We start from the raw sequence: 19,668 nt of genomic DNA, 5'->3' as shown, positions 1-19,668 counted from the left end.
CTGACGGCGCGGGCGCTGTCGTGATTAACGCGAGTCGGCGGACTTGCCCGGGATGGCGGATGGATTCGGGCGGTCGGCGCGGGGGCAGGGGGCCGCCGCATCGTAGGTGGCTTGAACCTTGGCGATGTATTCGGCAGAGAAGCCTTCGGACTTCAGGCCGTCGGGGATGTGTTGCCAGTAGAAGTTCGGCGGGCGCATCGCCATGCCGGGCGAGGTCATGCGATAGGTCCAGCAGTCGTAGGTCTTGCCGTCCTCGCCGATGACGGTGATGGCAAAGCGCTCGAAATCGTCGTAGTCGTCGGTCAGGCCGTCGTCTTCGAACACGAGGCCCTCGCATTGCTCGCCCCAGGCGTCGGGCAGGCCGTTCAGGTGGCACCAGCCGCGGTCGGAGCGACCGGCAGCGGCATGGAACTCCAGGCGGTAGTTCGGCAGCACGGCCTTGGCCACCTTCTTGCATTCGGGCATGTAGCGTTTGATTTCCGGATCGTTGATCCAGGTGCAGTAAGCGAAGTAGTACATCCAATTTCTCTGGCAAATGAGGAACAACGGCCCCGGGAAGAGGGCCCCCTTGGCAGAAGGAAACCGCGTCCAGCTCCTTCATATACGTGAAGATATACGAAGAAATATACGAAAGCAAGAAAGGGTTTACGCGCGGAACGCGGGACTCCCATCAAGAAGCGCCAGCAGCCTGTGCATGCGTCGACAACGTGCGGTCGAACCGTGCTTTATCTGGTGGGGACGCGCATCTTCGAAACAATGCTCAGCACTGGATGCGTAGATTGGGCGATGCCGGCCAGAGATCACCGACCCAGGGATCCCCTGTCATGTCTTGCCGGCGCTTCCACCATCTCCAGAGACCTCGCTGCCGGGATCTGTCTCGAGCCAGCAGCGTCAACTCAGACTCTTCATGAACTCAGAATTCTCCAAAGCACAACCCGGCTCGTTCGCCTTCATCGGAGGCGGGCAGATGGCCACGGCCCTGATCAGCGGTCTCATCAGGGCCGGGCTTCCGTCCAAGGCCATCGTGGTGTTCGACCCCGACACAGCGCAGCAGGAGCGGCTGCGCACCTCGCTCGGCGTCGATGTGGGCGGAAGCGTCGACACCCGCCTCGCCAATGCCCACGTGGTGGTCTGGGCCGTCAAGCCGCAGGTTCTGCGCGAGGCGGTGCAGCAGGCAAACGTGCACCTGCGCGCGCCCTTGCACATCAGCATTGCGGCAGGGATCCGCTGCGTCGATTTGTCGTGCTGGCTGGGGAGCACGCGCGTGATTCGCGCCATGCCGAATACGTCGGCCTTGATTGGCGCCAGCGTGACGGGCCTGACCGCCGCACCGGAAGCCGCCGCGGCCGATCAACGCATGGCAGAGGAAGTGCTCGCCACGACGGGCCATTGTTTCTGGGTCGAGGACGACGAACGGCTGAACGCGGTGACGGCCGTCAGTGGCAGCGGCCCCGCGTACGTCTTTCACTTTCTGGAGGCGTTCCAGGTTGCCGCACAGGCCGTGGGCTTCGACGAGGTGACGGCGCGTGAGCTGGTCCTGAAAACCGTCGCCGGCGCCGTTCAGCAGGCGCAGTCGGGCGATGCGTTCGGCACGCTGCGCGAACGCGTGACCTCCAAGCGTGGAACCACGGAGGCTGCGCTGGCGCAACTGGACGCGGCCGGGACGGCCCACGCACTGAAGGAGGCCGTCGCCGCGGCCTGCACGCGGGCCGAGGCTCTCTCCAGAGAGATCGCGCAGGCCTGAACGCGCACGCCTCGAAGCGGTATGGCGGGCGCGCCGCAGCGGCAGACAATGCATCCCATGAAGCGTGCGCGACTCCCTTCCATCACCGCCCTGACGGCATTCGAATCGGCTGCGCGACATCTGAACTTCCGGCGTGCGGCCGACGAATTGCACCTGACGCAGGGGGCGGTGAGCCAGCAGGTGCGACAGCTCGAGGAGAGCCTGGGCGTGGCCTTGTTTGCACGCGTGCGCCAGCGCGTGCTGCTGACGGGCGCGGGTGCACGCTACCTGGAAGAGGTCAGGCGCATTTTGAAGGACCTGGGGGAGGTCACCAACCAGGCCATGGCCACAGGTGACAAGGAAATCCTGAACCTGGCCTCGGTGCCGACCTTTGCCGTCAAGTGGCTGATCCCGCGGTTGCCCACCTTCCTGGCGAAGCATCCCGAGGTCAATGTGAACCTGGTGTCGCGCAGCGCGCCCTTCGATTTCGCGAAAGAGCCTTTCGACGCCGCCATTCACTATGGTGAGCCCGCCTGGCCCGGCGCGGTCGCCACGCTGCTCATGGACGAGGACATGATCCCGGTCTGCAGCCGGACCTACCGGCAGGCGCTGAAACTGCGCACGCCGGCCGATCTGGGTCGGGCCACGCTGCTGCAGCAGTTCACGCGGCCTTCCGCCTGGCAGGACTGGTTCCGGCATGTGGATGTGGAGCCGCCGAACGCCTTTCGCGGACCGCGCTTCGACAGCTTCAACATGATCCTGGAAGCGGTGCTGGCCGACATGGGGGCTGCACTGTTGCCGCGCTTTCTCGTTGCGAGCGACATCGCACAGGGCCGGATCGTGCAGCTGTCCCGCTTCGGATTGCCGAGCTCGCGTGGTTATCACTTCGTGTGTCCCGAGGCGCGCCGCGATGTGCCGGCGGTGGTCGCCTGCCGCGAATGGCTGCTGACAGCGATCGCAAGTTGATGAGATGGCCTCATCAATTCATCAGTAATCGTCGCTTTCGAGATAGAAGAGAGCTTCGGACAATGGCAAAGATCCGCAGCAAATCTGCACTTTGATCCTGAAGCCACCATGTCCGCTACGCCCCCCGATCGCCGCTGGAAGCGGCCCGTTCCGCCGTTCCTGATTCAGCCGCACACCGCGCCGCCCGATGCCGCCCGCGTGGCACAACTGCGCGCGGCCGACGTCACCCGCCTCAGCGACCTGGTGGGACGCATGTACACCTGTGCGCCCGAGGTGCGGCCCCTGGTGCTGCCCGCGATCCCGATGGTGGGCCCGGCGTTCACCGTCAAGTGCCCCCCGGGCGACAACCTCGGCGTCATGGCCGCGATCCGCCGCATTCAGCCGGGCGACGTGCTCGTCGTGGATGGCCAGGCCTTCACGCGCTGGTGCATGGGGGGCTTCGAACTGCTCAAGGTGGCGCGCGACGACTACGGCATGGCCGGCCTTCTGGTCAACGGCGCCTGGCGCGACATGGCCGAAGCCCAAGATGCCGGCATCCCGATCTATGGACTCGGTGTCTCTCCCCATTCGGGACCGAAGCTCGGCCCCGCCGAACTCAATGTGCCGGTCGCGTGCGGCGGCGTGATCATCAGCCCGGGCGACATCGTCTGCGCGAGTGTCGAAGGTGTCGTGGTCGTCCCGCGCCACAGCATCGACGCGGTGTGCGCTGCGCTGAGTGCGCCATCCGGTGGTCATGGCATCCACGGCTTCCTCGACGAGATGGAGGCCCACGTGGCCGACTGGCAACCGCGGGTTGATGCAGCGTGAGCGCCGAATCTTCCGCATGTGACGTGGGGGAACCGCAAGGCCTCACGCGCGCCTTCGCGGCCTTTGTGCGGGCTGCAACGTTCGAGCGCATGCCCGCCGCGGTGCACACCGAAGCGCAACGTGCGATCGCCGACTGCCTCGGCGGCGCGCTCGCCGGTGCCCGCGAGCCTGTCGCCATTCAGGCGGCCAGGCTGGCCGATGCAGACGCCGGACCCTGCACCCTCTGGGCGCAGCCGCGGCGTGCGTCGGCGCGCGACGCCGCTCTCATCAACGGCTGCGCGGCGCATGCGCATGCGATCGACGACACCAACGAATCCATGCGCGGACACCCCTCGGCGCCGATCGTGCCGGCCGTGCTTGCGTTGGGCGAGGAAATCGGGGCCACGGGTGACGCGCTCATCGAGGCCTACGTGGTGGGCGTGGAAGTCGCGGCCAAACTCGGTCTCGCCGTCAACGACCGCCATTCGCAATTGGGGTGGCACACCACCTGCACGCTGGGCGCCGTGGGAGCCGCTGCATCCTGCGCGAAGTTGCTGGGGCTCGACGAGTTGCGCACGGTGCACGCGCTGGGCATTGCGGCGTCGATGGCGGGAGGCCTGCGGGTGAACTTCGGCTCTATGACCAAACCGCTGCACGCGGGGCTGGCTGCCCACAACGGCGTGCTGGCCGCGCGCCTGGCCGAGGCCGGTGTCACCGCCAGTGCCCAGGCGCTGGAGGGCCATGAAGGATTTCTTGCACTCTTTTGTGGCGGCGACGCGCGACCGGATCGCGCCGTGGCAGCGCTGGGCCAGCCGTTCGAGCTGACGTCCCCCGGCATCGTCTACAAGCAATACCCGACCTGCTCCTTGATGCACGCGCTGGTCGACATGGCGATCGAGGCGCGTGCCCATCGCCTGCCCGAACTGCTCGGTGTCAGCCGCATCCGTTGTGGCATCAGCACGCGGCTGGTCGCTGCGCGCAAGACGGCCTGGCCGACGTCGGGGATGGACGCCAAGTTCCATGTCGAATACTGCGTGGCCGTGGCGTTGCTCTGCGGGACGCAGGGGCTGCCCGATTTCGAAGATGCAGCGCTGGAGCGCCCCGACGTGCGTGCCTTGGCGCAGCGCATCGAAGTCGCACCCGGCATCGACTTCCCCGCGGGCAACGGCGACTTCGCCGAGTTTCACATCGAAGTGGATGGCCAGACGGTGTTCCATGAGCGCCGCGCCAAGCCGCGAGGCCATCCATCGCTGCCTCTGAGCGGTGCCGAGCACCGCGACAAATTCATGGCCTGCGCGAACTTGGCGATGGACAGCGCAGCGGCTGCCGACCTGCACAGCGCACTGCGCGGCACACCGTTTCCCGATGCGCGAACACTGGGCCGTCTGCTGGCTGCCGCGCACTGACCGCCGCGTTCGTTCATTCATTCATTCATTCATTCATTCATCACATCGATTTTTCCGGAGTTACCCGTCATGCCCACCATTTCACGCCGCCGCCTGCTCGCCTGTGCCGCGTTGCCCTTGCTGGCCTCGAGCCAGCTCGCCCACAGCCAAGGGTCCAGGGACATGACGATCGTGGTGGGCTATCCCGCGGGGGGCTCGCTCGATGCCATGGCACGCGCGCTGGCCCAGAAGCTCTCCGCGCTGCGTGGCCATGGCGTCATCATCGACAACCGGCCCGGATTTTCCGGGAACATCGGCGCCCAGTACGTGGCGCGCTCGCCGGCTGATGGCCGCACGGTGCTGATGTCCGCGCTGACCACCTATGCCATCAATGCCAACCTCATGGGCAGCAGCGCCGGCTACGACCTGATGAAGGATTTCGAGCACGTGGCCATCGTGGGCAACCTGCCGAACGTGATCGTCGTGCCGTCTTTGCTGCCCGTGAAGACGCTGCAGGAGTTCATTCAAGCGGCGAAGAAGAACCCTGGCGGCTATTCGTATGCGACCACGGGCAACGGTTCGCTGGAGCACGTCGCAGGCGAGATGCTCAAGCGCGCCGCGGGCATCGATCTGCTCGCGGTGCCTTACAAGGGATCGACGCCGGCCCTGACCGACCTGATCGGCGGCCAGATCCAAGCTATGTTCGTCAACACGTCGACGGCCATCAACAACCTCAAGGGCGGCCGCATCAAGGTGCTGGCCATCGCAGGGCCGGTGCGAAGCCCTGCGATGCCCGATGTGCCGACCCTGCGCGAGAGCGGCGTCAAATTGACCAACGATGTCGTTTCCATCTTCGGCATCTCTGCGCCGCGCGGCACCTCGAAGGCGGTGGTGGATCAGCTCAATGCAGACCTCAACACCGCGCTGAGAGATGCGCAGGTGCATCAGCGGTTCGAGGCCCTGGGCATCGAGGTGGTCACGCAAAGCCCTGCCGAGGCACGCAAGAAGATCGGCAGCGAGATGGCGACGTGGGCGAAAGTGCTCGGCGAGACCGGCATCACACTGCAATGAGATGAGTCGACGCGGGCGGCTGAGGTGCGTTCGCGCGTCGCGCACGCGGTAAACTGGGCAGGCTCGCCGTTGCAACAACGGCGCAGGGCCCCACGGGGCGCTTCTTCCACTTCAGCTCTTCCGCGCAGATGCCCAGTCCGTCGGATCCATCTCCCGAAACTCCCTCGGAACCCCAGCAAACCAGGCGTCACGGCCATTCGTCGCTGTTCATCGGCTCGACGGAAAAGGCCTTTCATGTCCTGGATGCATTCAATGGAACGCGTGGCCATCTGACCATCGCAGACATTGCGCGCGCGTCGAACCTCGACCGCAGCGCGACGCAGCGCCTGGTCTACACGCTGGAGAAGATCGGCTACCTGCGCCGCATTCCCGACACGCGCCAATATGGACTGACGTCCAAGGTGCTGCAGCTGTCCTACAACTACCTGCGTGCCAACGCCCTGGTCGACAAGGCCTCGCCGTATCTGTTGGACATCAGCCGCACGCTCGGAGAGACCACCAACCTGCAGGAACTCGACGACACCGAGATCGTGTTCGTGGCGCGCTTTCCCGGCAAGCACCTGGTCAATGTCGACATCGCGGTGGGCAGCCGGCTGCCTGCCTTCTGCACCGCCTCGGGCACCTCTATCCTGGCGCGCATGGAGCCGTCGCAGCGCGTCGAAGTCTTGCAGCGCTCGCGGCTGACGGCGATCACGCCCTACACCGAGACGCGCATGGACGAGCTCCTTGCGCGCATCGAACGTGCGGCCGAGCGCGGCTATGCCGTGATCACCAACGAGACGGTGATGGGGGACATCTCCATCGCCGCGGCCATCACCGACCATCGCGGCGTGGCCGTGGCTGCGGTCAACATCGCCGTGCCGACGACACGCTGGACCACCGAGCAGGTGGAAGCGCAGCTTGCACAGCACGTGCAGGTGGCCGCCACCTCCATCTCCAAGGCCAAGTTCGCGGGCTACGGCGAGTAGCCGTCAGCGACGCGCTGCGGGCATGCCGGCGATTGCGGCATGCAGGCCTCAGAGCGTTCTCAGGCGTTCTTCCCATCCGGGCTGAAAGACCGAAGGTGTCAGTTCCGCCGCACGGGGGCACCCGAGCAGGCGAAGGGTCGTCTCGCATTCGTTGCGCAGGATCTGCAGCACTTCGGTCACGCCGCGCGGACCTCGCGCGGCCAGACCGTACAGCGGCGCGCGTCCGAGCAGGACGGCCTGTGCGCCCAGCGCGCGTGCCTTGACGATGTCGCTGCCGCGCCGGATGCCGCCATCCATCATGACCGTCAATGCCGAACCCACGGCTTCCGTTACGGCCGGCAGCAGCTCGAGGGGACTGGGCGCGCTTTCCAGCTGACGACCGCCGTGGTTGGAAAGCACGATGCCGTCCACGCCCACGGCGCGTGCCTGCAGTGCATCGTCCACCGAGAGAATGCCCTTCACCAGCAGGCGACCCGGCCAGTGCGCACGCAACCAGTCGATGTCCTGCCAGCCCAGCGACATGTCCATCTGGCGGCTCATCGCGGCGGCTTGCGCGGCCAGGTTGGCCGTCATGCCCGTGCTTCGCGCCAGGTTCACCAGCTGCGGTGAGCCACCCTGGCGCAGCATGCGCACGCACCAGCGCGGATGGGTCATGACATCGGCCATCAGCCGCGGTGTGATGCGCAGCGGCATCTTGAAGCCGTTGCGGATGTCGTGGTCGCGCACGCCGTGCACGGGCGTGTCGACGGTGAGCATCAGCACGGTGTAGCCGGCGCCACGCGCGCGCGCCATCATGCGTTGGGCGATGCTGCGGTCACGCTGCACATACAGCTGCAGCCAGAGCTCGCCGTCGCTGGCGCGGCGCACGTCTTCCAGCAGCGAAGTGGAGGCCGTGGACAGCACGAACGGCAAGCCGGCGCGGTGTGCCGCGACGGCCAGCGCCTCCTCGGCGCGCGGGTAGTACAAGCCGTTCAGGCCCGTGGGGCCCACCACCGCGGGCATCGCCAGATGCTGATCGAGCACGTCGACGCCCGCGTCCACGGTGCTGACCTCGGTGAGCACGCGCGGCTTGAACAGCAGCGCGTCGTACGCAAGGCGGTTGCGCGTCAGGGTGCGCAGATCTTCCGCGCCACCTTCCAGGTAGTCACTGGCGATGCGCGTGAGGCGCTTGCGCGCCAGCACGCGGTAGTCCTGTACCGCAGCGAGTGCCGCCATGGCCGCTGCGGATCAGCGCGCCATCGCCAGTTGCCGTGACAACTCTGCGCGCATGGCCTGCTGCAGCTCGGGTGCGGGCGGCACCAGGGGCGCAAGCATCTCGGGGGCGTTCACGCCGATCAGGTCCATGACGGACTTCATCGGCCCCGGGTTGGTCTCGGCGAAGGCCAGGTTCATCAGCGGCATCAGGTCGCGGTGCAGGGACAACGCCTCATCGGTACGGCCCTCGCGCGCGGCATCGTAGATGGCGCGCCACGCGCGCGGCAGCAGACTGGCGGTCACGACGATGCCGCCGCGGGCGCCTGCGGCCACGTGCAGGGGGAACAGCGTGTCTTCGCCGCTGAGCACCGCAAAGGAGTCGTCGACGCCCGCGATGGTGCGCAGGAAGTGGTACATGTCGGTGTTGCACGCCTTCATGCCGATGATGCGTTCGTGGCGCGAGAGCTCGTGCAGGATTTCCGGTGCAATCGCAATGCGGGTGCGGTAGGGAATCTCGTAGATCATGATCGGCACGGGCGAGCTGTCGGCATAGCGCAGGAAGTAATCGCGGATGCCGGCCTGCGTGGGGTTGGTGTAGTAGGGCGTCAGCACCAGCAGCGCATCCGCGCCGACATCGGCAAAGGCCTTGCCGGCATCCATCGCGTCGTGGAAGCCGGGGTCGAGCACGCCGGGGATCACCGGCACCTTGCCGGCCACGGCCTCGACCGTCAGGCGTGCCATCTTGACGCGCTCGGCGCGCGCCAGTGCGCCGTACTCCCCGGTGCCGCCCAGCGGCAGCACGCCGTCGATGCCCTGCTCGAGCAGATAGGCCAGCAGCGCCTTGGTGGCGTGCTCGTTGATCGTGTCGTCCGCGTTGACGGGGGTGGGGATGGCGGGAATGATGCCCCGCAGCTTGGATGCGTCGATGAAGCTCATGGGAAATTTCTTTGAAGTGAAATGAAAGGAAGAGGGGACCGATCAGCGCGCCAGGCTGGCGCGGCGCAGCCGGTCGGCGACCCAGATCAGCGCTGCGATGAAGACAAACAGGCAGGTCGAGACCGCCGCGATGACGGGTGACAACTGCAGCGTGACTTCGTCCCAGAATTGCTTGGGCAATGTCGAGTTCAGGCCCCCGGAGGCGAACAGCGAGATCGTCAGTTCGTCGAAGGACGTGGCGAACGCGAACAGGAATGACGACAGCAGACCGGCCGCCAGGATCGGAAAGGTCACATGCCGCAGCGTGGCCAGCGGGCCTGCGCCCAGGCTTTGCGCTGCCAGGTCGAGCCGCGTGTCGTAGTTGCGCAGCACGGCCATCATGGTCATCACGACATAGGGAACCGCCACCACCGTGTGACCCAGCACGAGACCGATCCAGGTGCCGACCAGGCCGACGCGCGCGAAGAAATAGAACATGCCGACGGCGATGATCATGCGCGGCACGATGATCGGCGACAGCACGAACGCCAGCATGGCCGACTTGCCGCGCATCTGCCCGCGCACCAGCAGCAGGGCGGCCGGCGTGCCGATGAGCATCGACAGGAAGCCCGCGCCCAGCGCCACGGTGAGCGAGCGCACCACGGACTGCATCCACAGCGGCGAATCGAACATCTGCTGATACCACTGCAGTGAGAAGCCCTTGGGTGGCCATGCCAGGCCGGAGCCCCCGCTGAAGGACAGCGGAATCATCAGGAAGGCCGGCACGCTCAGGAACACCAGAAGGGCCCAGACCAGCAGGTTCCAGCCGCGCGAAGGCCCATCCGCACGCGCCTGCCGGCGCGGCAGCCAGCTGATGAGAAGGTCGCAGGCGCGGCCCAGCGCGATGAGCAGCTCGCTGCCCTGGCGCTTGATCCAGCGGGTGCTGGCCGAGTCGGCCGCGGGGCGCGTGCGGCTTGGCGCGCTGCCCGTCATGCTGGACAGGCCGAGCAGCTTGTCGTAGAGCGCGAACACCGCCAGCACTACCACCAGCAGCAGCACCGAGATGGCACCGGCAAAGCCCCAGTTCATCGTCTGCTGCACCTGGTCGATGATGATCTGCGTGATCATGGTCTCCTGGCGTCCCCCGAGCAGCGCGGGCACGATGAAGAATCCGATCGCGGTCACGAACACCATGATCGCCGCGGCCGCCACCCCGGGCAGCGACTGCGGAAAGTACACGGTCCAGAACGCCGTGCCCGGGGGCGCGCCCAGCGTTGCGGCGGCGCGCGGCAGGTTGCGGTCGATGTTCTCCATGACCGACAGCATGGTGAGCACCGCCAGCGGCATGAGGGCGTGGACCATGCCGACCAGCACACTGCCCACGCTGTAGAGCAGGTTCGCCGGCGCATCGATCACGCCGATGGAAACCAGCAACTGGTTGATCACGCCGTTGCGGCCCAGAAGCACCACCCAGGCGAAGGCGCGCACCAGGAAGCTGGTCCAGAACGACAGCAGCACCCAGAACAGCAGTGTTCCCTTGCGCTTCGGGGACGATGCCGAGATGAGGTACGCCACCGGATAGGCGGCCACCACGGACAGCAGCGTCGTCCACAGCGAGATCTTGAGCGTGATCAACAGCACGTTGATGTAGACCGACGAGGCGAACAGCTGCCGGTACGACGCAAGGCTGAAGCCTTCGTCGTTCTGGACGCTCAGCAGCAGCAATTGCCCGACCGGATAGACCAGCAGGGCCAGCAACAGCAGCACCAACGGCGCGGCCATGAGGGCCTGCCGCCACGATGCACTCAGGCGGAACCTGGGTGCCTTCACACGGTTGTTCATGGCGTCACTCCGCGATCACGACGGCGTCGTTCACATGCCAGTGCAGCGACAACGTCTGGCCGGTTTCGTAGCGCTCGGCGGACTGGCAGGTCGGGAAGGCCGCCACGATCGGCTCCGCCTGCTGCGGGGCCTGCAGATAGAGCTTGGTCAGGCTGCCGGTGATCATGATGTCCAGCAGCTGGCCGGACAACTGGCCGGGTGCAGGCGCCGCCGAGGAGACGTTCAGGTTCTGCGGACGCACCATCACGCGCACCGCATGGCCCTGCGCCAGCGCCGCGCCATTGGAGACACCGCGCGCCGTCATTTCGCTGCCGTTCAGGGCCACCTGCACGCCGTCGGCGCCGACCTGCGCGATGGTGCCGGGCAGCAGGTTCGATTCGCCGAGGAAGTCCGCCACGAACAGCGTGCGCGGGCGGAAGTACAGGTCGGCGGGCGTGCCCAGCTGCTCGATGCGTCCGCCGTTCATCAGGCAGATGCGGTCTGACATCGTCATCGCTTCTTCCTGGTCGTGCGTGACGTAGACGATGGTCGTGCCCAGCTCGCGGTGGATGCGCTTGATCTCCAGCTGCATCTGGTCGCGCAGCTTCTTGTCGAGCGCACCCAGCGGCTCGTCCATCAGGATGATCGAGGGCCGGTAGACCATGCAGCGTGCCAGGGCGATGCGCTGCTGCTGGCCGCCGGAGAGCTCGCGCGGATAGCGCTTGGCGACATGCGGCAGGCGGATCATCTCCAGCGCCTCGGCCACGCGCCGGCCGATCGAGGCCTGCTCCTGCTTGCGCATGCGCAGCGGAAAGGCGATGTTGTCCTCCACCGTCATGTGCGGAAACAGCGCGTAGTTCTGGAACACCATGCCGATGTCGCGCTCGTAGGGCGCGCTGCGCGTGGCATCGACGCCGTCGATGAACATCCGGCCCTCATCGGGCTGGGCCAGGCCGGCGATGAGGCTCAGCAGGGTGGTCTTGCCGGAGCCCGACGGGCCCAGCAGGGTCAGGAACTCGCCCTGGGCGACATCGATGTTCGTCGGCGCGAGCGCAACGAAATCGCCGTAGCGCTTGGAAAGCCCGGAAATTTTCAGACTGGTCTTGGACATGTTCAGGAGCAGGCGGGTAAAGAGAGGCAGGCGCGGCGGCGCTTACTTGAGGATCCAGGCGTTGAACTTCTCCAGCACCTGCGCCTGGTTCTCCTGCCAGTAGCGGGCGTCGATCTGCAGGCCGTTCTTGATGTTGTCCGGGTGCGTGGGGCAGCCCTTCGCCAGTTCCGGCTTGACGAAACCGAAGGCGGCGGGCTGCGTCATGCCGGCCGGAAAGTACTCGGTGAGCGCGGCCATGCGCTTGGGGTCGGAAGCGAACTTGATGAACTCGCGGCAGGCGTCGGCGTTGGGCGAACCCGCCAGGATCGACCAGCTGTCGCAGCCCCAAAGGTTCTGGTTCCAGACGATCGAGACAGGTGCGCCGCTGGCAATGGCCGACTGCGCGCGCGAGACCCAGGTGGCCACCATGTCGACCTCGCCGTTGCCCAGCATCTGCTCGACCTGCGCGCCGGAGGTCCACCACACGTCGACGGCCGACTTGACCTTGTCGAGGCTGGCAAGGGCACGGTCCAGGTTGCACGGGTAGACCTGAGTGTTGGGCACGCCATCGGCCATCAGCGCTTCTTCGACGGTGTCGAACGGGTGCTTGCGCAGGCCGCGGCGGCCCGGGAAGTCCTTCACATTCCAGAAGTCGGCCCACGAGGAGGGCGCCTTGCGGCCCTTGAACTTGTCGGTGCGGTAGGCCAGCACGGTGGAGTAGACGTTGTTGCCCACGCCGTAGGGCGACATGTACTGCGCCGGAATGGTGGCGACCATCGGGTCGGCTTCCAGGCCGTGCTTTTCCAGATAGATCTTGCTGCCGCTGGTCAGGGTACGGATGGCGGGCTGGCTGATCTTTGCCATGTCCCAGGTGTAGTTCTTCGTCTCCACCATGCTGCGGATCTGGGCCGTGGGCTCGGCGTTGGCCTGCACGGCCACCACCTCGATGCCGGTCTTCTCGGTGAACGGGCGATAGAACACCGCCCCATAGGCTTTGGTGTAGATGCCGCCGTCATCGCGCACCACGATGCGCTTGCTGGCCGCGCGCGCGGGCGTCCAGATGGCGGGGGCTGCCAGGGCCACGAGGCCGGCGGCAGCAGATTTCAGGACCACGCGGCGCGAGGAGGGGTGATTGGTTTTCATGACAACTCCAGGATGAGAGTGATGGAAAGAAGGAAGAAGAGCAGGGGAGACGGAAACAGACGTGGACAGAGATTCACTCGGGCGGCAACAGCCGGCCGGGGTTGAACAGGTGCGCGGGGTCGATGGCGCGTTTGATCGCATGCATCAGCCGCAACTCGACGGCCGGCTTGTAGCTGCGCATCTCCGCCAGCTGGGTGCGGCCGACGCCGTGCTCGGCGCTGAAGGTGCCGCCCAGGGCGTGGGCGATGTCGTTGACGGCGTGGCGCATCGCCTGCGCCGCGGCTTCCTGGTCGGGCAAGGCATTCCATTGCGCGAACGAATAGAAGGGAATGAAATGCGCGTTGCCGTCCCCTAGGTGAGCGACCACCGCGACCGGCATGTCAGGCACGATGGCGCGCACCGCCTCCGTGGCCTGCGCAATGAAGGCCGGCACCGCCGACACCGGCACGGCGCAGTCGGTGGTCAGGCCCATGCCGGCTTTTTTGTTGGCTTCCGACACGCTGTGCCGCACTTCCCACAGGGCCGCGCGCTGTGCTTCGGTCGTGGCCAGCACGGCATCGCCAAGCAGTCCCTTCTCGCTGGCGTCTTCGAGGACGTCCTGGAGCATCTGGTCGAGCGCCGCCGAATCTCCGGTGTCGGCCAGCTCGACCAGCACATGCCAGGGGTGCGGTGACGTGAGCGGATTGCGACGCCCCGGCACATGGGCGAGCACCAGGTCCAGCTGGTGCGCATCGATCATCTCGAACGCCGACAGCTGCGAGCCGCAGCGCGCCTGGAACAGACCCAGCACGTCGACTGTGGCTTGCGGATCGGTCGGCGCGAACCATGCCATCGCATGGCTTGTCGGCAGCGGGTGCAGCTTCAGAGCGGCGGCGGTGATGATGCCCATCGTGCCTTCCGCGCCGATGAACAGGTGCTTGAGGTCGATCCCCGTGTTGTTCTTGCGCAGTGCGTACAGACCGTCCCAGACGGTGCCGTCGGGAAGCACGACTTCCAGCCCGAGCACGTTGTCGCGCGTGCCGCCCCAGCGCAGCACACCCGTGCCTCCGGCGTTGGTGGCGATGGTGCCGCCGATCTGGCAGGAGCCCTCGGCGCCCAGGCTGATTGGGTAGAGGCGCTGGACCCCCACGGCCGCTTGCTGGACCGCGGCGAGCACGCAGCCGGCTTCCACGACCATGGAGTTGTTGGCCGCGTCGATCGCGCGCACCTTGCGCATCCGGTTGAGCGACACGATCACCGGGAGGGCTTGTGCCTCGTCCGGTACGGCGCCGCCGCACAGGCTGGTGTTGCCGCCTTGCGGCAGCACGGCGGTGCGGTGCTGTGCACACAAGCGCACCACGTCGGCGACCTGCGCGGTCGAGGACGGCAGCACGACGCAAGAGGCGGCCCCGCGATAGCGTCCGCGCCAGTCTTGCGTGAAGCCTGCCGTGTCTGCTTCATCCTGGAGCACGGCGTCCCGGCCTAGCAGTTCTATCAGCGCGTCAACGAGCTTCATTTCGGGTCCTTTGCACTGTTTGAGGGATTGAAGGACGTCCCAAAGACGCCTCGACCTTGCCTAAGCAACTAGCAGGCCAATAATCGCAATGCACTCTTGTTAATCGATATACGATTATTATTTTGGCTTTCGGAAAATGGAATCGGGGTTAGCACTCATGCTGCGGGGTCTGAGGGGGCGAGCCGTTCGTGCCCGGGCGTTCTGTGGGCGGCGCGCCGACGCGGCGGTTCAATGCCAGGCAAGGTGCTTTTTCGCGCGGCCGACGTGGCGGTAGATGGCATGGCTGCCCTGGCGTTTTTTGGCAGCTGGATGGGGCGGCAGCTGCTTTGAATGGTGGAACTCAGCTTGGAGGTCGTGCGCCGGGCCGCTGAGTACTGACGGGTCTCGTCCAGTGCTGAAGATGGGCAGTCCACGCCGCCATGCCAGATCGGCCCCGGGAGAGCCGGTGGCGTGAAACACGAGACACTGCACTCCGAACAGCCAGCGGCGATAGGGGGTTCAGCGTTCGAGTTCTCGCTGGCTCAGTGCGTGCAAACGATGTCGTACGCCATCGTTGTCGATGCCTGCTTCAGACTGCGCGCTGTCCTTCAGTCACGACGTCTGACCGTCGCCTTCGGGCCCTGAGCCGACGTAGCGTCTTCTCGAAAGCAGACCTCAAGATGCCGGCCATCTACCTGTTTTCGGGTATTGCTCATCGGTAGCGTGTTGCATAGGATCGCCGCCTTACAAAATGTAACTAGGGTGATCATGGGGAGCATTACTGCAAGGGCGCGATTGCTCCGCGCTCAATCCGTTTGGCTTTGGCTAATGGCCCTGTGGCTGGGCTGCCTCGTGGCCTTGTCCGGCTGCGGCGGCGGCTCGGGCGGCGCGAGCTTCGCCGGCTTCGGGCTCAATCTCACGCAGCCGCCCGCAGGCTTGAGCTATGCCATGACCTCCGCGGTCTACGAGGTCGGGCAGGCCATCGTGCCGAACCGGCCCACCGCCAGCGGCGGCGCCGTCGAGCGCTATGCCGTGGCGCCGCCGTTACCGGCGGGCCTGGCGCTCGACGCGGGCACGGGCGTCATCAGCGGAGCGCCCACCGCCGTTGCCGCATCCGCCGTGCATGTGGTGACCGCCGAGAACGCCGGCGGTAGCGCGACGGCCCGCGTGGAGATCGAGGTGCGCAGCACGCCGGCCGCGCCGTCCGGGCTGACCTACCGTGAAAGCGCCGCGATCTACACCGTGGGCCAGGCCATCGCGGCCAACGCGCCCGCCAGCAGCGGCGGTCCGATCACCGGCTACAGCATCGCGCCGGCCTTGCCCGCGGGGCTGCTGCTCGACCCGCAGACCGGCGTGATCAGCGGAACACCCACCGCCGCCGCGGCGGACGCGGCCTACACCGTCACCGGCACCAACGCGGCCGGATCGGCCGAGGTCACGCTGCAGCTGGCAGTCCAGGCGGCGCTGGCGGCGCCTGCCAGCGTGGCGTATGCCACGCCGCGCGCGCTCTACGCCACGGCGCAAGCCATCGTTCCCAACACAGCGCTGGTGATCGGCGGCACGCCCTCGGCGTTCTCGGTGATGCCGGCGCTGCCCGGCGGCCTGAGCCTCAACGCGCTGACCGGTGCGATCACCGGCACGCCGGCGGCCATCCAACCGCTGACGACATACACGGTCACGGCCAGCAACAGCGCGGGCTCGGCGCAGGCGCAGGTGCAGATCGCGGTCACCGGAAGTGGCAGCTGGGTTTCGCAGGCGGTTCTGCCGACCGGACGTCACTACGCGCCGGTCGTGCGCCTGCAAAGCGGCAAGGCGCTGGTCATCGGCGGGTTCACGGCCTCCGGCGTGACCGCGTCGGTCCTTGTCTACGACCCGGCGGGCAACAGCTGGACCGCGGCCGCGCCCATGTTGACGCCTCGCTCCGACGGATCGGCGACCGTGCTGCCCGACGGACGCGTGCTGGTCGCCGGCGGCGACGGCGCGGGCATCTCCCCCATTGCGGCCGCCGAAATCTACGACCCGGTCGCCGATACCTGGCAGCTCGCCGCGAGCATGGCCGAGGCGCGCACGCGGGCCACAAGCACACTGCTGCCCAATGGCAAGGTCCTCGTCATCGGTGGCTACCGCCGGATTCCCAGTTTGACCTTTTCGCAGACGGCCGAGCTGTATGACCCGGCTTTCAACACCTGGACCTCCATGGCCACGCCGTTGTCGTCCCCACGCGCTCAGCATGCCGCGCAGCTGCTGCCGGGCGGCAATGAAGTGCTGGTGATCGGCGGCATCAACCGAAACGGGTTCGTGACCTCCGCCGAACGGTTCCCTGTCAACGACAGCGGTGCCACCACGCCTGTTGCGGGCACCGTGCCCGCCGCCAACGTATACACCTCCGTGCTGCTGGCGGACGGCGACGTGCTTGCGATGGGCGATGGCAGCAGCACCGCGATGCGCTTCGACGTCGCCACGCCGGGCTGGACGGCGAGCGTTTTTTCCAGCACGCGCTCCCTTCCGACGATGACGACGCTGGCCGATGGCCGCGTGTTGCTCGCGGGCGGTACTGGCAGTGGCGGCGTTCGTCTGGCCACCGCAGAAATCTACAACCCCGACTTCGACGTCTGGACGCCGGCGAGTTCGATGTCCACCGGGCGCAGTGCCGCCTCCGCGGTCTTGCTCAGCGATGGCTCCGTCCTGGTTGTTGGCGGATTCTCCAGCTCGGGCGAAATCGACGCGGTGGAGCGCTTCCTGCCCTAGGCCTTGCCGTGTCACAAGCGAACGGCCGCTTTCCTGGCCTGCGAACGTCGGTTATCTGGCGATTTTTGGGCAGAGGTCGACCGTCCGGTCTTGGCCGTCAGTCGCCGTAGTCTGTGCTCGGCTCTTCGGTTCCGTCAGGCTTCCAGAATCGCCAGACTCCGACTTCCTGGCCCGCGCGGTAGCGGCCCTCGGCCGCAGGCTGCCCGTTCGGATGCAAGTCGCGCCAAAGCCCGTCCTCCTTGCCATCGACATACTGCCCTTCGGACGCCAGCGTGCCATGCTCGTGGTAAGCAACGAAGAGGCCGTGCCGAATCCATCGGGTCTTGTCGGGAGCCATCACCCTCGCATAGCGGAACTTGATGGCTCCTGACTCGTAGGGAATCTCGGCGATGTTGAGGTCAGCTTCGATGGTCATGCTAAGGCATTGACGGGAATTGGCGGGCGGTCGGGAAGGTCCGGTGTTGGCCGATAGTATCCATTCGCGCAAGGCCGAGGGATGTCGGCACCCGCTGCCTAGGTGCCTTCCGTTAGGCTCGCTTCAGACTGATTACTGCCGTTCGATGGAGCGGTGCGGACGGGCGCTATCGGCCGGATTCGGCTCTTCGCAACCACCTGCCGCTCGGCCGAAGTGCTGGTTACTCGGCGCCATGCGGGCGTTACGGGCAGCCTTGCCTGAGTGTTCGTCTCAGAAAACGAATTGGGAGAAGCGAACCAAGCATCTAGGCCATGGCGCTGCCTCAAGTCTCAATTGAAGTCACCTCAACTATTTTTGAAAACTCCTCCAGTATTTCCGGAAAGCTCCTCTGGACGTAGCGCATAACCCGAGGGTTGTCCATCAGCTTCACGATGTATCCGCGGGCGAGCATTAGATTGAGCATGTCCTCTCCATGGGACTGCTCGGCAATCTTGTACTGAGTCAGAAGATTCGACATCTCATTTTCCATGCGCGCGAGTTGCTCTTGCGATAGAGCGACTTGACGCAACGGTTTCTTTCCCGCTACTAGCATTTCAGATGGCGTGGCCGCGAGTAACGCCCGCGCGTAGCTGGCCGTTATGCTGTTCGCCGCAACCATCAACTCCGCGCATTCCACCTGACGCGTCAGCTTCATGCGCCGAAGGGCGGGGGCAACCTCGGTCGAGAAATCATGGTCCTTCAAGATATCGACAACTTCCTCGCAGATGCCATCTAGCAAGCCGCTCTTCTTTTTCAGGAGACTCACATCGATGCACAGCCCCTTCGCTAGCTTAGCCGCCGAAATCCCTCGGTCCATGGCTCGCCGAATCATCAGATGCTCTTGTATTGTCGACACCCGATTCAGCCGATTGTTATAGGTGAAGGTTTCGTCGTCCGTCGCAACCAGGCAGGGGATTTCTGTGATGCCGAGTTCTCTCATCGCATGCAGTCGAAGGTGTCCGTCGAGCACTAGATGATGACCGGTCTTGCGGTCCACCGCAGATACGGAGAGAGGCTCGATGAGTCCGATTTCTAGTATCGAGTTGCGTATCTGTCGGTACTTGTAGGATGAGGTGATTCGGGGATCGAGCTTGGTCGATGGAAGGAGCCCATCGGACGAAATCATGAGCGGCTTTGGCAAGAAGCCAAGCGCAATGGTCGTCACAGCGCCCCTCCCATACGCGCGACTCGCTCCGCTAGGTACGACGGCAGGGTGTCCAGCCCTTCAAGTCGGAGGACGTTCAGAAAATTCTCGTCCATGAACATTTTTCGTAGCGCACCAAGGATAAAAAAAAGTCTTTGCTGAACGAGTGAAGACTTGCGAACCATCATGCGCTGCCGCTCGACCTCCTTCTGGTACGCACGAACGAGGCTCAAACTACTTATGTCAGGCCGACTTCTCGGCGATGCTCGCGCGATTGTGCGACCCAGGAACTGCCGTCGCTCCACGAGCTTCTTGGCATACATCAATTGCGGGCCACGCAGCTCGCCGGACTCGTAGGACTCCTGCATGGCCATCTGTTGGATTCCATCGATCTCTGACCCGAGATTTCCATTGAATACTGACCCACCCGCTTTGTGAGCCTGAAGGCTTCACGGTGTGGATAAGTGCTTGGTGTTCTCCTTTTTAGGTTGGGTGTGTGGATCTGCCGCAGATTGCGCCGCTGTTTGCGCGATTTGGTTGCCTCGATCGCGAGCCAGGTCGCGAGCTTCTCGGCATAGGGATCGAGCTTGCTTGAGCTCGTCCGCTTGGCGTAGCGCGGCTCTTCATCGCCGGCTCGCAGGTACTTCTTTACGGTGTTGCGAGACAGGCCTGTACGCCTGGCTATCTCGCGAATGGACATCTGCTCGCGCAGGGCCCAGCGTCTGATGACACTCAATGTCGCCACGTCTATCACTCCTAGGACTAGGATCCCCTGCTTTAAAAATG

The 19,668-nt window shown here is 65.5% G+C and carries 16 protein-coding genes and 1 pseudogene; 7 read left to right on the top strand and 10 right to left on the bottom strand.

Annotation, left to right across the window (positions count from 1 at the left end; translation table 11 throughout):
• Positions 1–24 precede the first annotated feature (24 nt).
• A complete protein-coding gene (locus CY658_RS23155; RefSeq protein ID WP_101492437.1) occupies positions 25–519 on the bottom strand; it encodes a gamma-glutamylcyclotransferase family protein in 495 nt (164 codons plus the stop codon).
• A 388-nt stretch (positions 520–907) separates the two neighbouring features.
• On the opposite strand from CY658_RS23155, the gene proC reads away from it, so the two are divergent.
• The 6 genes from proC to CY658_RS23125 all read left to right on the top strand — a co-directional run bounded on the left by proC (position 908) and on the right by CY658_RS23125 (position 6,899).
• Positions 908–1,744 (top strand): pyrroline-5-carboxylate reductase, encoded by an 837-nt coding sequence (gene proC, locus CY658_RS23150; RefSeq protein WP_101492436.1) that lies wholly within the window; start codon positions 908–910, stop codon positions 1,742–1,744.
• 57 nt (positions 1,745–1,801) lie between these two features.
• A complete protein-coding gene (gcvA, locus tag CY658_RS23145) occupies positions 1,802–2,689 on the top strand; it encodes a transcriptional regulator GcvA (protein WP_101492435.1) in 888 nt (295 codons plus the stop codon).
• A gap of 108 nt (positions 2,690–2,797) precedes the next feature.
• Positions 2,798–3,496, top strand: a complete 699-nt coding sequence (locus CY658_RS23140; protein ID WP_101492434.1) for an RraA family protein — start codon at positions 2,798–2,800, stop codon at positions 3,494–3,496.
• 23 nt (positions 3,497–3,519) lie between these two features.
• A complete protein-coding gene (locus CY658_RS23135) occupies positions 3,520–4,881 on the top strand; it encodes an MmgE/PrpD family protein (protein ID WP_101492433.1) in 1,362 nt (453 codons plus the stop codon).
• 69 nt (positions 4,882–4,950) lie between these two features.
• Positions 4,951–5,931, top strand: coding sequence for a Bug family tripartite tricarboxylate transporter substrate binding protein (locus CY658_RS23130; RefSeq protein ID WP_101492432.1), 981 nt, complete (start codon positions 4,951–4,953; stop codon positions 5,929–5,931).
• Between the two features lie 128 nt (positions 5,932–6,059).
• Positions 6,060–6,899, top strand: a complete 840-nt coding sequence (locus CY658_RS23125; RefSeq protein ID WP_101492431.1) for an IclR family transcriptional regulator — start codon at positions 6,060–6,062, stop codon at positions 6,897–6,899.
• A gap of 48 nt (positions 6,900–6,947) precedes the next feature.
• Here the strand turns inward: CY658_RS23125 and CY658_RS23120 are convergent, their stop codons facing one another.
• From CY658_RS23120 to CY658_RS23095, 6 genes are all read right to left on the bottom strand, one after another.
• Positions 6,948–8,114, bottom strand: a complete 1,167-nt coding sequence (locus tag CY658_RS23120; protein ID WP_101492430.1) for an alpha-hydroxy acid oxidase — start codon at positions 8,112–8,114, stop codon at positions 6,948–6,950.
• A 12-nt stretch (positions 8,115–8,126) separates the two neighbouring features.
• Positions 8,127–9,029 (bottom strand): 4-hydroxy-tetrahydrodipicolinate synthase, encoded by a 903-nt coding sequence (gene dapA / locus CY658_RS23115; RefSeq protein ID WP_101492429.1) that lies wholly within the window; start codon positions 9,027–9,029, stop codon positions 8,127–8,129.
• Positions 9,030–9,071: 42 nt separating this feature from the next.
• Positions 9,072–10,850, bottom strand: a complete 1,779-nt coding sequence (locus CY658_RS23110) for an ABC transporter permease subunit (protein WP_101492428.1) — start codon at positions 10,848–10,850, stop codon at positions 9,072–9,074.
• 4 nt (positions 10,851–10,854) lie between these two features.
• On the bottom strand, positions 10,855–11,940 hold the full coding sequence (locus tag CY658_RS23105) for an ABC transporter ATP-binding protein (RefSeq protein ID WP_101492427.1): 1,086 nt from the start codon (positions 11,938–11,940) through the stop codon (positions 10,855–10,857).
• Positions 11,941–11,982: 42 nt separating this feature from the next.
• A complete protein-coding gene (locus tag CY658_RS23100; RefSeq protein WP_101492426.1) occupies positions 11,983–13,062 on the bottom strand; it encodes an ABC transporter substrate-binding protein in 1,080 nt (359 codons plus the stop codon).
• Between the two features lie 73 nt (positions 13,063–13,135).
• Positions 13,136–14,557 (bottom strand): FAD-binding oxidoreductase, encoded by a 1,422-nt coding sequence (locus CY658_RS23095; RefSeq protein WP_101492425.1) that lies wholly within the window; start codon positions 14,555–14,557, stop codon positions 13,136–13,138.
• Between the two features lie 807 nt (positions 14,558–15,364).
• On the opposite strand from CY658_RS23095, the gene CY658_RS23090 reads away from it, so the two are divergent.
• Positions 15,365–17,284 carry a putative Ig domain-containing protein gene (locus tag CY658_RS23090; RefSeq protein WP_180839032.1) on the top strand — a complete coding sequence of 640 codons (1,920 nt, stop codon included), beginning with the start codon at positions 15,365–15,367 and terminating at the stop codon, positions 17,282–17,284.
• A 97-nt stretch (positions 17,285–17,381) separates the two neighbouring features.
• Here the strand turns inward: CY658_RS23090 and CY658_RS23085 are convergent, their stop codons facing one another.
• The 3 genes and pseudogenes from CY658_RS23085 to CY658_RS23070 all read right to left on the bottom strand — a co-directional run.
• Positions 17,382–17,699 (bottom strand): toxin-antitoxin system YwqK family antitoxin, encoded by a 318-nt coding sequence (locus tag CY658_RS23085; RefSeq protein ID WP_101492424.1) that lies wholly within the window; start codon positions 17,697–17,699, stop codon positions 17,382–17,384.
• 322 nt (positions 17,700–18,021) lie between these two features.
• Positions 18,022–18,903 carry a plasmid partitioning protein RepB C-terminal domain-containing protein gene (locus CY658_RS23080; RefSeq protein ID WP_101492423.1) on the bottom strand — a complete coding sequence of 294 codons (882 nt, stop codon included), beginning with the start codon at positions 18,901–18,903 and terminating at the stop codon, positions 18,022–18,024.
• Between the two features lie 475 nt (positions 18,904–19,378).
• Positions 19,379–19,636 (bottom strand): annotated as a pseudogene (locus CY658_RS23070) (helix-turn-helix domain-containing protein); the annotation flags it as partial.
• Positions 19,637–19,668: the final 32 nt, after the last annotated feature.

Source organism: Variovorax sp. RO1 (assembly GCF_002849325.1).
GTDB lineage: Bacteria > Pseudomonadota > Gammaproteobacteria > Burkholderiales > Burkholderiaceae_C > Variovorax.
This window is presented reverse-complemented; position numbering and strand designations above follow the sequence as displayed.

Coding starts and splice junctions, on each gene's coding strand:
- dapA (WP_101492429.1), bottom strand. CDS start 9,029: ATGAGCTTCATCGACGCATCCAAGCTGCGGGGCATCATTCCCGCCATC.
- CY658_RS23100 (WP_101492426.1), bottom strand. CDS start 13,062: ATGAAAACCAATCACCCCTCCTCGCGCCGCGTGGTCCTGAAATCTGCT.
- CY658_RS23140 (WP_101492434.1), top strand. CDS start 2,798: ATGTCCGCTACGCCCCCCGATCGCCGCTGGAAGCGGCCCGTTCCGCCG.
- CY658_RS23105 (WP_101492427.1), bottom strand. CDS start 11,940: ATGTCCAAGACCAGTCTGAAAATTTCCGGGCTTTCCAAGCGCTACGGC.
- proC (WP_101492436.1), top strand. CDS start 908: ATGAACTCAGAATTCTCCAAAGCACAACCCGGCTCGTTCGCCTTCATC.
- CY658_RS23130 (WP_101492432.1), top strand. CDS start 4,951: ATGCCCACCATTTCACGCCGCCGCCTGCTCGCCTGTGCCGCGTTGCCC.
- gcvA (WP_101492435.1), top strand. CDS start 1,802: ATGAAGCGTGCGCGACTCCCTTCCATCACCGCCCTGACGGCATTCGAA.
- CY658_RS23095 (WP_101492425.1), bottom strand. CDS start 14,557: ATGAAGCTCGTTGACGCGCTGATAGAACTGCTAGGCCGGGACGCCGTG.
- CY658_RS23085 (WP_101492424.1), bottom strand. CDS start 17,699: ATGACCATCGAAGCTGACCTCAACATCGCCGAGATTCCCTACGAGTCA.
- CY658_RS23110 (WP_101492428.1), bottom strand. CDS start 10,850: ATGAACAACCGTGTGAAGGCACCCAGGTTCCGCCTGAGTGCATCGTGG.
- CY658_RS23125 (WP_101492431.1), top strand. CDS start 6,060: ATGCCCAGTCCGTCGGATCCATCTCCCGAAACTCCCTCGGAACCCCAG.
- CY658_RS23120 (WP_101492430.1), bottom strand. CDS start 8,114: ATGGCGGCACTCGCTGCGGTACAGGACTACCGCGTGCTGGCGCGCAAG.
- CY658_RS23155 (WP_101492437.1), bottom strand. CDS start 519: ATGTACTACTTCGCTTACTGCACCTGGATCAACGATCCGGAAATCAAA.
- CY658_RS23090 (WP_180839032.1), top strand. CDS start 15,365: ATGGCCCTGTGGCTGGGCTGCCTCGTGGCCTTGTCCGGCTGCGGCGGC.